At 42.8% G+C, this 12536-nt stretch carries 11 protein-coding genes and 1 pseudogene; 5 read left to right on the top strand and 7 right to left on the bottom strand.

The window, feature by feature from the left end:
- The 4 genes from dnaX to Q0Z55_RS12020 all read right to left on the bottom strand — a co-directional run.
- Nucleotides 1-1241: DNA polymerase III subunit gamma/tau (gene dnaX, locus Q0Z55_RS12035; RefSeq protein WP_297429050.1), on the bottom strand; the 1241-nt coding region annotated here is incomplete at its 3' end.
- 109 nt (nucleotides 1242-1350) lie between these two features.
- Nucleotides 1351-1812 carry a copper resistance protein NlpE N-terminal domain-containing protein gene (locus tag Q0Z55_RS12030; protein WP_297429047.1) on the bottom strand — a complete coding sequence of 154 codons (462 nt, stop codon included), beginning with the start codon at nucleotides 1810-1812 and terminating at the stop codon, nucleotides 1351-1353.
- 68 nt (nucleotides 1813-1880) lie between these two features.
- Nucleotides 1881-2726 carry a MaoC/PaaZ C-terminal domain-containing protein gene (locus tag Q0Z55_RS12025; RefSeq protein WP_297429045.1) on the bottom strand — a complete coding sequence of 282 codons (846 nt, stop codon included), beginning with the start codon at nucleotides 2724-2726 and terminating at the stop codon, nucleotides 1881-1883.
- 21 nt (nucleotides 2727-2747) lie between these two features.
- Complete coding sequence (locus Q0Z55_RS12020; RefSeq protein ID WP_297429042.1) at nucleotides 2748-4139, bottom strand: 3-oxoacyl-ACP reductase; 1392 nt, start codon at nucleotides 4137-4139, stop codon at nucleotides 2748-2750.
- 263 nt (nucleotides 4140-4402) lie between these two features.
- Between Q0Z55_RS12020 and Q0Z55_RS12015 the strand changes: the two are divergent.
- Nucleotides 4403-5686 (top strand): annotated as a pseudogene (locus Q0Z55_RS12015) (acetyl-CoA C-acetyltransferase); the annotation flags it as partial.
- A gap of 33 nt (nucleotides 5687-5719) precedes the next feature.
- Here the strand turns inward: Q0Z55_RS12015 and aceI are convergent.
- The gene (aceI, locus tag Q0Z55_RS12010; protein WP_297429039.1) at nucleotides 5720-6145 is read right to left on the bottom strand and encodes a chlorhexidine efflux PACE transporter AceI; all 426 of its coding nucleotides are present in this window, start codon (nucleotides 6143-6145) and stop codon (nucleotides 5720-5722) included.
- 97 nt (nucleotides 6146-6242) lie between these two features.
- On the opposite strand from aceI, the gene Q0Z55_RS12005 reads away from it, so the two are divergent.
- The 4 genes from Q0Z55_RS12005 (at nucleotide 6243) to Q0Z55_RS11990 (ending at nucleotide 9323) form a co-directional block, all read left to right on the top strand.
- Nucleotides 6243-7133, top strand: coding sequence for a LysR family transcriptional regulator (locus Q0Z55_RS12005; protein ID WP_297429035.1), 891 nt, complete (start codon nucleotides 6243-6245; stop codon nucleotides 7131-7133).
- A 90-nt stretch (nucleotides 7134-7223) separates the two neighbouring features.
- Entirely contained in the window at nucleotides 7224-8207 is a 984-nt protein-coding gene (tal, locus tag Q0Z55_RS12000; protein ID WP_297429033.1) for a transaldolase, read from the top strand.
- 216 nt (nucleotides 8208-8423) lie between these two features.
- On the top strand, nucleotides 8424-8867 hold the full coding sequence (locus Q0Z55_RS11995; protein ID WP_297429030.1) for a universal stress protein: 444 nt from the start codon (nucleotides 8424-8426) through the stop codon (nucleotides 8865-8867).
- Nucleotides 8868-8876: 9 nt separating this feature from the next.
- Nucleotides 8877-9323 carry a universal stress protein gene (locus tag Q0Z55_RS11990; protein ID WP_297429027.1) on the top strand — a complete coding sequence of 149 codons (447 nt, stop codon included), beginning with the start codon at nucleotides 8877-8879 and terminating at the stop codon, nucleotides 9321-9323.
- A gap of 17 nt (nucleotides 9324-9340) precedes the next feature.
- On the opposite strand, the gene Q0Z55_RS11985 is transcribed toward Q0Z55_RS11990, so the two are convergent.
- Together Q0Z55_RS11985 and Q0Z55_RS11980 are read right to left on the bottom strand one after the other, a co-directional pair.
- Nucleotides 9341-10609 (bottom strand): DUF2254 family protein, encoded by a 1269-nt coding sequence (locus tag Q0Z55_RS11985; protein WP_297429024.1) that lies wholly within the window; start codon nucleotides 10607-10609, stop codon nucleotides 9341-9343.
- Between the two features lie 85 nt (nucleotides 10610-10694).
- Nucleotides 10695-12383, bottom strand: coding sequence for a metallophosphoesterase (locus Q0Z55_RS11980; RefSeq protein ID WP_297429021.1), 1689 nt, complete (start codon nucleotides 12381-12383; stop codon nucleotides 10695-10697).
- Nucleotides 12384-12536: the final 153 nt, after the last annotated feature.

The raw sequence follows: 12536 nt of genomic DNA, 5'->3' as shown, positions 1-12536 counted from the left end.
ACAGATTCCACAGATTCCACAGATTCCACAGATTCCACAGATTCCACAGATTCCACAGATTCCACAGATTCCACAGAAAGTTTAACTTGATCTGCCAATAAAGGCTGCAAGGTCTGAGTAGGATTCTCTACATGAGATACCAACACTTCATGCGGCTGCATAGGACGAAAGGCCAATAAACGTAGCACACACATTTCAAAGCCTTGCTCTTGGGTCACTGCCCATTGCAACTCAGCGCGTCCTTTACAGGCAATTTGGTAATACAACTGTAAATCAGCCGCACCAATTAATTTAGACAATTGGGTAATTTTTTGATTAATTTCGTTGCTATATTTCAAAGCCAGTTCAGGTAAATATTGCAACATGGCCAATTCATGTAGGGTTGAAATCAATTGATCTAAAACTTGTGATACATCTAAAGCTTGTTGTCTAAATTGTAATAACAACTGACTGACCCGTTCAGATCGATTTTGATGAATCGCCAGTAACAGATCATAAATAATGCTGCGATCAATTAGCCCCAGCATCTCTTTGACATCTTGATGACGAACTGCACCTTGACCATAGGCAATCGCTTGATCGGTTAAGGACAAGGCATCACGCACTGAACCCTGCGCCGACTCAGCAATTTGCCACAATGCATCTTGATCAAAGTGAATATCTTCTTGGGCTAAAATCTCGCCTAAATGGTCGGTAATTTCATCCACAGCCAAAGGTCGTAAGGTAAATTGCAAACAACGCGAAATCACTGTAATCGGTAATTTTTGGGGATCGGTGGTGGCAAATAAAAATTTGACGTGCTCAGGAGGTTCTTCTAAGGTTTTTAATAAGGCATTAAACGAGTGCGTTGAGAGCATATGCACTTCGTCAATTAAATAGACTTTAAAACGACCTTGGGTAGGTGCATAAGGGACGTTGTCTAATAATTCACGGGTATCTTCAACTTTGGTGCGTGATGCAGCATCAATTTCAATTAAATCAATAAAACGACCTTCATTGACTGCCACACAGGTTGGACAGACTTCACACGGTGTTGAGGTCACGCCTGTTTCGCAGTTTAAGCATTTGGCTAAAATACGGGCAATGGTGGTTTTACCCACGCCACGCGTTCCGGTAAATAAATACGCATGATGCAGACGGCCACGTTCTAAGGCACTGGTGAGTGCGCGTGAGACATGGTTTTGACCGACCAATTGATTGAAATTACGCGGGCGATATTTACGCGCCAATACTTGATACATGTATGCTCCTTCTTGCAGCGACTAGCATACTGTTTTTTACCGCATTAGTGAATCAGATCATCACCGAGCGCCAATAAAAAGGCTGATCGCTGATCAGCCTGAGTCACCTTTAAGAATGTGCTTTGGTGGGTTGCTCTAAGGTAAAATCATCCACTGCCACATAAGGATTGCCGGTTAGATCTTCACGAATTTCAAGCAGTTTATTTTTGGTATCAACTACCAGTAAATTACGGCTTTTTACATTGACCAATTCTAATTGGGTTTGTGCCTCATCATAAAAACGCATCACCCCTGTTAAAGTTTCAATCTCGTTATGTCCGCTTAGACTTTCACGGCGTAAGGTATAGGTCATGTCTTGATTTAAAGTTAAATCAACCGCCATACCTGGACACTCAGGACAACGTGAAATACAGGCTAAGCACGGCGTGGTGCCTTGATAGCTGCCCACCCACTGCGCTTGTTGAACTTTTTGTTGCATCGCACTGCTATCTTGTGTGGTCGTTGTTCCCTCACATCCACCCACCAACAGCATAGAACTTGCAAACAACGGAATAAGAATCGGCTTTTTCATGCGGCTTGACCCATTAAATCAACGCCAACAAGATAGCATAATGATGCAGCATGCACATCTATTTTGGTTTATATTTCACTCAATATTCCAGTGATATGTGGTTGATGATCTTGGGTATTACGCAATAAAAAAGCCAAGTTGCCATTTTGCGCAGTCAGTAATTCCACCCGTGATGGCAAATAGATCGGCTTTTTAAACTCAACATCCACACAATAAGCATTGGGAAGTTCTAACCGAGATAGAACTTGTGCCTTGCTCCACATGCCATGAGCAATGGCGCGCTTAAAACCAAAGGCTTTGGCACTCAAGCGATGCAAATGAATGAAGTTAAAATCGCCCGAATGCAAGGCATATTGGCGGCCAATATTTTCTGCCACTTGCCACTCATCTTTGGGCAAATACACATCTTGCAAAGCGTCAGCGGCTTTATGAGCACGCGAGCCACCTTTTTGCAAATATAAATATCGGCTACGTGCGCGAATAACCACTTGATGGTCAATTTTAACTTCAGTGATAAAATCAAACGCCAATCCTTTGGCATGTGGCGCAAGCGTCCCAAAACGACATGACAATTGCATCACTTCATGTGCCAATACTGGACGCAACTGCTCAAGCTGATTGGCAATGTGCACCAAGCCTAACACTTGAAAAGGAAATTCTGCCACGCTCATCATGTGCATTTGTAAACTTTGCGATAACATCGCCATATACAATGCCGGCACCTGTTGCGTAGTGGCAAAACCGGTCAAATTTTGATAACGGCGCAAATGTTTTGCATATATCTGAAGCTGATCCACCACATACTCAAGTTCAGGCAATAGCGGTTGATGGCTGTTTTTTTTAAGCATTGCTTGCATTAGCTTAGGATACGCCACATACGCTTTAGGCAAGTGCTGAAAATGCCGTGTCATCATAATTATCTTCCTTGCAATAGGTTAAGCACCCAAAATACTTTGTCCACACACCCGTAATACATTGCCATTTAAGCCACCCGATGCCGGTTGGGCAAAAAATGCAATCGCTTCGGCAACATCTATAGGTAAACCAGCTTGGCTCATGGCGTTCATGCGTCGGCCTGCCTCACGAATGGCAAACGGAATAGTGGCGGTCATTTGGGTTTCAATAAAACCGGGGGCGACTGCATTAATGGTCATGCCTTGGGTTAAGGTAGGTGCAGTATACTCTACTAGACCGATCACACCGGCTTTAGAGGTGGCATAATTGCTCTGCCCCATATTGCCGGCAATGCCTGAAATTGAAGAAATACATACTATGCGTGCCTGTGCATTTAAACCTTGATGACTGAGTAAATGATGGTTGATACGCTCAATCGCATTCAGATTAATGTCAAGCACCACATCCCAAGCCTGCTGTGGCATATTGGCCAAAGTTTTATCACGGGTAATGCCAGCGTTATGCACAATAATATCTAACCCACCCTGACTTTGGGCAGCAGCTAAAATCTGCATACCAGCGTTGGCTTGACTAATATCTAAAGCCAAGGCTGAACCTTGAATCTGATTGGCGATGGCTTGTAAGTCTTGCTGTTGAGCTGGAATGTCTAGGCAAATCACATGAGCACCATCACGGGCTAACACCTGTGCAATCGCAGCGCCAATCCCACGACTTGCACCGGTAACCAGCGCTGTTTTACCCAACAGTGGTTGCTGCCAATCCATATGTTGCACTTGCGCGTGTTGTATATAAAGGACTTGCCCTGATACATAGGCAGAACGTGGCGACAGAACAAAACGTAAACTTGACTCCATATTGTCTTCTGCATCTGGGTCAACATAGAGTAATTGTGCGGTAATACCTTTTTTCAACTCTTTGGCTAAGGATTTTACAAAGCCTTGTAAAGCACGTTGCGCAGTGGCTTGAGCAACAGTCTTGGCCTGCTGAGGATTTAAACCCACCACCACCACGCGTCCTGAAGCAGACACTTGTCGCATCAGCGGTTGAAAAAATGCATACAGCTGTTGTAAATCTTGACTCTGCGCAATACCGGATGCATCAAATATCAACGCTTTAAATTTTGATTCTTTATCACCGGCATTAAAAGCACCTAAATTTAAGCCCACACGCGCAGCAAGCTGTTGTAATTTTGGGTTATTGCCTGCATAGCTATTGGCATGAATATTGGCCAATACCTGAGAGATGCCAGCCACAAAAATACTATTGGCTGCAGCACCAAACAACACCGCACCTTCTAAAACTGGTGTAGCTCTTTCAAAACGTTGTAATTTTGGCGGTTGTGGTAAACCTAAATTTTTGGTGAAAAATTGACCCAGAGGAGAATGAGAAAAATTTTGATATTGATCGGTCATGATAATTCTCTCGCATCGTATCGATGTTAAATTGATTTATTCTTTAGCACGATATTAAGCATGTATGGGACAAAATATCTATATTTTTCACATCGAGGATACGCCAGCTTACAATTTGATGACCTAAGCTTGCCCCAAAAACAGTGATTCATATAGTCAAGCTATTGACCTTTAGAGTATGTTAAGGTCAAGCAAAATAACAACCACAGCGACTTTGGGCAGCTTTATAACTTCGCCATGCGCTTTTTCTTGTTAGGACAATTTCTATGACACAAAATAATATCCGCCGTGTGGCTATTTTAGGTGGCAATCGTATTCCTTTTGCACGCTCAAACGGTGCTTATTTTAAAGCCACCAATATAGATATGCTCACAGCAGCTTTAAATGGTTTAGTTAACCGCTTTGGCCTACAAGGACAGCGTTTGGGTGAAGTAGCAGCCGGTGCTGTATTAAAACATAGCCGTGATTTTAATATGACGCGTGAATGCGTGCTCAATACTCAACTTGCGCCTGAAACCCCTGCCTATGATCTACAACACGCCTGTGCTACAGGCTTACAAGCGGCCTTTCAAGTGGCCAATAAAATTGCTTTAGGACAAATTGAAGTGGGGATTGCAGGTGGAGTTGACACCACATCTGATGCCCCAATTGCCTTAGGCGATGGCTTACGTAAAGCTTTACTTGAGCTGAGCATTGCCAAAAGTACCAAAGCCCGTTTACAGGCCTTAACTAAAATTAATGTGAAAGATTTAATGGATGCCCCACGTAATGGCGAACCACGTACAGGTCTGTCTATGGGGGATCATCAAGCCTTAACCACTTTAGAATGGGGCATCTCGCGTGAAGCTCAAGATGAACTGGCTGCCAGCTCGCATCAAAAAATGCATGCGGCCTATGAACAATGTTTCTTTGATGATCTGGTTACCCCATTTTTAGGACTTGAGCGTGACAATAACCTACGCCCAGATTCAAGCGTTGAGCAATTGGCGAAACTCAAAACCACGTTTGGTCAAGGCGATACGCGTACCATGACCGCAGGAAATTCTACGCCCCTGACCGATGGTGCATCGTGTGTGTTACTTGCCTCAGAAGAATGGGCCAAAGCCAATGGACACGAAATCTTGGCTTATTTAAGTTTTAGCGAAACAGCTGCGGTTGATTTTATCAATAAAAAAGAAGGCTTACTGATGGCGCCTGCTTATGCGCTACCTCGCATGTTGCAACGTGCCAATTTAACTTTACAAGATTTTGATTTTTATGAAATCCATGAAGCTTTTGCCGCACAAGTTTTATCTACCTTAAAAGCATGGGAAGATCCGACCTTCTGCCAACAGCGTTTAGGCTTAGATGCCCCTTTAGGCAGCATTGATCGTCGTAAACTCAATGTCAATGGTTCATCTTTAGCAGCAGGTCATCCTTTTGCAGCTACAGGTGGGCGTATTTTAGCCACTGCTGCTAAACAGATTGCTCAACGAGGTTCTGGTCGCGCTTTAATTTCTATCTGTGCCGCTGGTGGTCAAGGTGTCACGGCAATTGTTGAAAAGTAACTATAAAAAAGCACCCTTTAAAGGGTGCTTTTTTTAATGACTGTATTGTGTAGCAAAAAACCGCGCTTCAATATGATCATAGACCCACTGAAAAATAAAGGTATATACCAAAATACATAAGGTCATGGCAAAATCCATTAGAATTGCTTGCCACAAGTTAATCTGTAATGCATAAGCAACCATAGGAATGGTGGCTAACATTAAACCACCCTCAAAACCAATGGCATGTAAAATACGCACCTTTACTGTACGGATAAGACCACGTTTTGCTTCAAATTTTTCAAAATAATGGTTAAACAGCATATTCCATAGCACCGAAGTAATGGCCATGGCAATTCCTAAACCACCCGTTAACTCTAAAGGCAATTCAAAAATAAAACTTAATGCCAGTGCAATCATCAACAATAAAATCACTTCATAAGTTAATGCGTGCACAATTCTACGTTTTGACAACCACATGCTGATACATCCCGCTAATCACTGAATATCAGGCATACTATGTGTTTAACTCTGATGAATAAAGTCAGATCATTTCAATTTTATTGATAGATCATCCATGAACTTAAACCAAGACCAGTTAATGCTGTTTAAAACCGTAATGGAATGTGGTTCTTTTTCTGCAGCGGCACGCCAATTGGGCAAAGTCCCCTCTGCGGTGAGTATGGCCATTGCCAATTTAGAAATTGACCTTAACTTAACTTTGTTTGACCGTGTGGGGCGTGAACCCATCCCAACCCTTGCGGCCCAACATCTGTATCAAAAAGCATTACACCTGTTGGTTGATTTGCAAGCATGGCAACAATACGCTCAAGCATTAAGTCAAGGTGTAGAAGCGGAACTGACTATTGCTGTGGTGTCCGAGCTGCAATATAGCAATTGGCCGCATTATGTGGCACAGGTGGCACATGCTTTTCCAAGCGTTAAAATCAATATTTTAAATTCTCCGCAAGAAGATGCCGTGCAACTGCTTGACAGTGGGCGTGCCCAGTTAGCGTTTATGTTTGAACGTGAACAGTTACAAAGTGGTGAACAATTTGTGGAAGTCGAACCACAAACCTTGGTGCCTGTGGCAGCGGTCTCACATGCTTTGGCACAGCAACAGGCGATTGGACTGAATAGCTTACAACAGCATCGACAAATTGTGGTTGCCAGTCGTGATCGTGAACGTCTACCTGAACTGAGTTATTCTAAAGACGTCTGGCACACCGACCACCATGACTCAGCCTGTCGTTTAATTTTACAAGGCTTAGGTTGGGGAATATTGCCCCTCCAAATGTTGCATGAACACCCACATTTGGCGGCACAACTGAAGATTTTACCGCTGTGTGACTTTAGCCCACAGCTCACCTATTTCATGGATATGGTGTGGCGCAGTGATCGTTTTTTAGGTCAAGCTGCACAATTTTTAATCCAACACATACAAAATTGCCGAAAAAATCTACTTTAATTGAAATAAATGCTGTGCTACAGGCTTGGCAAAGACACATTTTTTGCTATATAACAAAGCTACAGGGTCAATCAATAAAGAATTAAAGCAATGAAACAAACAGCCTTAGCACAACTTCAACAGTTCACCACCATTGTTGCCGACAGTGGTGATTTAAATGCCATTGCGACCTTACGTCCATTAGATGCAACCACCAATCCATCATTAATTACTGCGGCTGCAATGCAAGCAGACAACCAAACCCTGATTCAAGATGCGTTTGCCCAAGCACGCCGTGAAGGTTATCAAGAAGATGCTTTTATTGAACGCAGTATTGATATTTTAACCGTGAAACTTGGCGTTGAAATTTTACAATTGATTGACGGACGCGTATCCACCGAAGTTGATGCAGCTTTGTCATATGACACCAACGCGACTATTGCCAAAGCCAAAGAGTTACTTGCCCTGTATCAAGATTACGGAATTGCGCAAGATCGCATCTTAATTAAAATTGCCTCCACATGGGAAGGCATTCAAGCAGCGCGTGTATTAGAAGCTGAAGGGATTCACTGCAATTTAACTTTACTGTTTGGTTTAGCCCAAGCACGTGCCTGTGCCGATGCTGGCGTGACCTTAATTTCGCCGTTTGTAGGCCGAATTTTAGATTGGTATAAAAAAGCCGAAGGTGTCGCGCACTACCCAATTGAACAAGACCCGGGTGTTTTATCTGTCAAACAAATTTACCAATACTACAAACAACACGGCGTTAAAACCGAAGTAATGGGCGCTAGTTTCCGTAGCATTGAGCAAGTCTTGGCTTTAGCAGGCTGTGATTTACTCACCGTTGCACCAAACTTATTAGAGCAACTTGCAGCAACTGAGCGTGATGTACCGCGCCTATTAAGCCCGCAAAGCAATGCTACAGCTGACCTTGATGCAGTTGTCATTGATGAGTTGAGTTTTAAAAACGAGGTGCAGCATGACCTCATGGCCAGCCAACTTTTACAAGGTGGCATTGATGGCTTTATTAAAGCACGCCAACAACTCCACCAATTACTTGCCAATGCCACGGCCCATGCAGAAATCATGGCTTAAGCTTTAAAACGATAAAGACGCAACCGATGTTGTTACAGCATCGGTTTTTTATTGTTGTGTAAAATAAAGCCTGTAAATCTTGAGTATTTTAGTTGACTTTGCATCTGATTTTTTCACGCTAATTATTTGAAATTTAATTACTAATTATTGTTGAAATTTAAATAATATGTTATGTATAAAGTATGCAATAACGATAATTTTATAAGGATAACAGCAATGTCATACCAACATATTTTAGTACCCGTAGATGGTTCTGCCATTTCTTTGGCCGCAGTTAAACATGCCGCGCAATTGGCCACAGGTTTTCATAGTCAATTGACCTTAATTAGCTTAATTGCCGAAGACCCATTTACAGGGGTAGATTTTCATTATTCTTCATCCATTATGAAAGAATATTTTATTCAAGCACATGCCAATGCCGAACAAGCACTCACTGAGGCGGCTGCCATTGCCGCACAAGCAGGCTGTAAAGTGCAAACAAAAATCATGAAGGGTGTGGTGTCAGCAGAAGGTGTGACGCAAAGTGCACATGACTTAAATGCCGATTTAATTGTCATGGGTTCACATGGACGTACTGGCTTAAAAAAATTCATCTTAGGCAGTTTTGCTCAAGACGTACTGAGTCAGTCTGAATTACCTGTAATGATTATTAAAGCATAAGAGACCACCATGACAGCCTATCAACATATTTTAGTGGCGATTGATGAATCGCCTATCTCTTATGCTGCTTTTGAACAAGCAGCACTTTTAGCACAAAATTTAAACGCTCAAATCACCCTTATGAGTGTGATTGCAGTCGACCCATTTGTTGGGGTGGATTTTTATAAAGTTGCACCCGCTATTACCGATTATTTTATGCAAGCGGAGAGCAATGCACAAAATCGTCTTGATGAAATTAAAGCCAACTTAGAACGCGATGGTTTAAAGGTCAATATCAAACTAATTCGTGGTATGAGCCCATCAGAGGGTATTATTCATGTGGCAGATGAAGTGGGCGCTGATTTAATTATGATGGGTTCACATGGTCGCACAGGTTTACAAAAACTCATGTTGGGCAGCGTGGCACAACATGTGCTCACGCAATCGCCCTTACCAGTGTTAATTGTTAAAGCTTAAATATCCCCCCTGATCATTCAGGGGGTTTTTGTAAACGCCTCATTAAAACACTCTTGGATTCTTTGTTGATCAAGTGCTTCGGCAAAATTCTTTAAGCAGCGTTTTAAGATTTCTTCGGCTTCGTCCTGTGCTGCTTGGCGTAAAGCAGGCTCTGGCGCATGTTGTGCAATCAAACCTAAACATTTCAACAAACGTTGATTAATTTCTAAATTACTCACCGAGTCACGCGCAATCGGTGCAAAAACACTTTTAATCCAAGCCCCCTCATCCATTGGGCTTATGCTTAAATGTTTAAACTCAGTTAAATCATCGCTTGATGCTTGAGTATCGACAATGACACGCGTTAAGGCATTGAGTACACTAATGGCTGTGGCAGGGTCATTGGTGGCCGCAGACATGGCACGTTGCCCCACTTCACTCATCACCAACAAACCCAAACGTGGATCTTGTGGATAACGACGATTGGCTTCTTGTAAGACACACGCACCAAGTTGCTGTTTAATGTTGGTTACGGTGTCTGCATCTAATGCTTGTTGAGCATAGACTTGTAATACCGGCACATCACGGGCCATAAATTTACCCGGACGTTCTGGAATATGCACATGTAATTGATGCGTTGCTGCAATGTCATTTAAAGCCGCTAAATCTAAATCAGAGATATAAGCGGTTGCTGAACTGAGCACTTCAAAATCAGGGGCTGTGGTTGGTAAGGCATGAGTTGCACCTAAATTGGGCTGTGCACGATAGGTCGCCAAAGTGCTTGATGCCACCTTTTCAATACGTTGCAAAGCATCTCCTAATGAGCCCAATTGCGATAAAGTATGCACCCAACGAATTAAAGTAAAGATGATATACATCAACACCAAAATGGTACTAATAAATAAAATAAAGCGTCCTGCTTGACCGTAATACTCTAAACTTAAAGCCACCTTGGCAATCACTGAATAAATAAAGGCCGCGATGAATGAAGCAATCGCCACGCGTGCGGTATCATCTGCCATAATTAATAAACGCGCACGCGGTGTGGCACTGTTGGAACTTGAAGCTAAGGCAGATACCATAATCGATAACGAAAATGTAGTGACGGCCAGCATGCTTGAGGCAATAATGTTCAGTAAATCCGATAAAGTATCCACCGAGATATGCGGAATAGCATCATGTGGCAATACATAGCCACCCAATTTTGCCATTAAGGAAAAGACCACTGCAAACACGGCGCCAAGGGTTGGATGAATCCATAAACTTTTTGCAGGATCAGCTAAAATCAATTTTATTTTATGCCACATAGCGGCTACTCTTATTGTTGATAAAGTGTTCAAATAATTGTAAGTTATTGGTTTTTTATAATGTAAAAGTTTGTATTTTCTGCAATTATTTATGCAACACACTCACCTGTTTATCATACTGTAGTTGGCTAAACTTGCCAGTAAATTGACCCGTTTGATCTAAGATAGGCAATGAGTAATGCGGCTGCATAGTGATTTTATAACGCGCATCAGCATGAGCAATAGGCTCAACACTCACCGCTAAAAAACCATAATGTTTACCGCCTTTGATTAACCTTTGCCCTTGCCATATTTCAGGTGCATCGCCATGAGCACTCCAATGCGTGGGTTTGGCATGTTGTGGTAAATAATCAAAAGGCATGTCATTGGTCATAGGGCGCGCACCCGGTCCACGTAAACCATCACCTGAAAAACCCACATCCCAATATTGCACACCATCTAGTTGTAGCGTTTCCAATAGCTCATTGTGACCTGAAAACACCGCAACCACGCCATATTGATGCATTAAAGGATGATAGACACGCATGGCTTGCCCTGAATGTTTATCTTGCCCACGCTCAATTCCCGCCCAACCTGAGGCTAAGCTATGTAGCCCTGTGCCATAGGCCATATGGTGCCATTGCACAAAAATAATTTGACCCTTGGCCTGTGCATCCTTTAATTGCTGCTCGGCCCATTGCCATTGCTCAGAACTAGGATTGAAATCTGGCACCCCTGCCGCTTGCCCATTCAGCAACAAATTGGTGTCTTTTGTGACATCTTGATCATCACCATTGGTGGAATCTAAGCTAATAATGCTCACTGGACCATAATCAATACGATAATAACGCCCCTTTGCAGTGGCTAAATTAGCTTGATTATCAGGCACTTCCCAATAGCTTTGCCATTTTTGATAAGCACGCTGTACTGCCGCGGCATGATAAGGCGTATCTTGCTCAGGATGCCAATACAGATCATGATTGCCCATTACAGGTAAAATTACCGTTTGACTAGCCAATTGCCCCCACACTCCTGCTGCATGACGCCAAAACTCATCCCAATCTAATTGTCGGCCGCCTTTGGCTGTTAAATCACCTGCAATCAGACATAAATCTGGTGAAAATTCAGCCGCTGCTTTTAAGGTTTGTTGATAGCCTGTGGTTTGATCGAGCAAATAAGGGCGCTTTAGGCTCTCATGCGTGGTCGCCAAAGGCTGCTTGGGGTCAGATTGTCCCCATGTTGCAAAATGACCGGTCGACTCAGGTTGAGTTTCCATATCCGACATCACTACAAAACGAATATGACTGGCTTGAGCGACATGGGGAGCTGTTTTAAAACGCGCAGTAAAAGTGGCTTGACCTGCCTGACGTACATGATAAGTATACTCTTGATTAGCGGCTAAACCAGTCACACGAATACGATGCCGATACGGCAGTGTAGGTAAAGTATCTTTGGCTAGATCAGCATGCAATTGTCCAAAATTTTGCTCACTATGAATATATTTTTTTTCAGCTTCTGAATAGACTAAGGCTGTTGCCAATTCAGGCGTAGAATAAAAATAACCCACACCTTCAACTTCCAACTCAGCAATGGCATTTTTTTCACTCAACCATAAAATACTCATTGCATCGCTGGTGGGATGTTGTAAATAAGGCAACACTCTAAATTTTCCCGGCTCTTGTGCTGGCACAATTTGACGCGGATAGGCTTGTGGTGCTGATGTTAAGTGCATACCACTCACTGCTGCAAACCCCATTGCTGCCAATACAGCTCCCCACAGCCAAAATTTTTGCATTGCTTCATGCCCGCATTCTTAAATGCGATCTATTTTAGGTAAAACATTTGAAAAAGCGAGATTTTTTGTACAAAAAGGCTTTGTTGCACAAACCTATCTGTAAAGGGTTTTTCAGCGATATAATTTCCAAATGAAGAAGCCTACACACAAAAT

The organism is uncultured Acinetobacter sp. (assembly GCF_947626835.1).
Classification (GTDB): domain Bacteria; phylum Pseudomonadota; class Gammaproteobacteria; order Pseudomonadales; family Moraxellaceae; genus Acinetobacter.
Note: the sequence above shows the minus strand (reverse complement) of the source record. Positions and strands in the feature narration are given on the sequence as shown.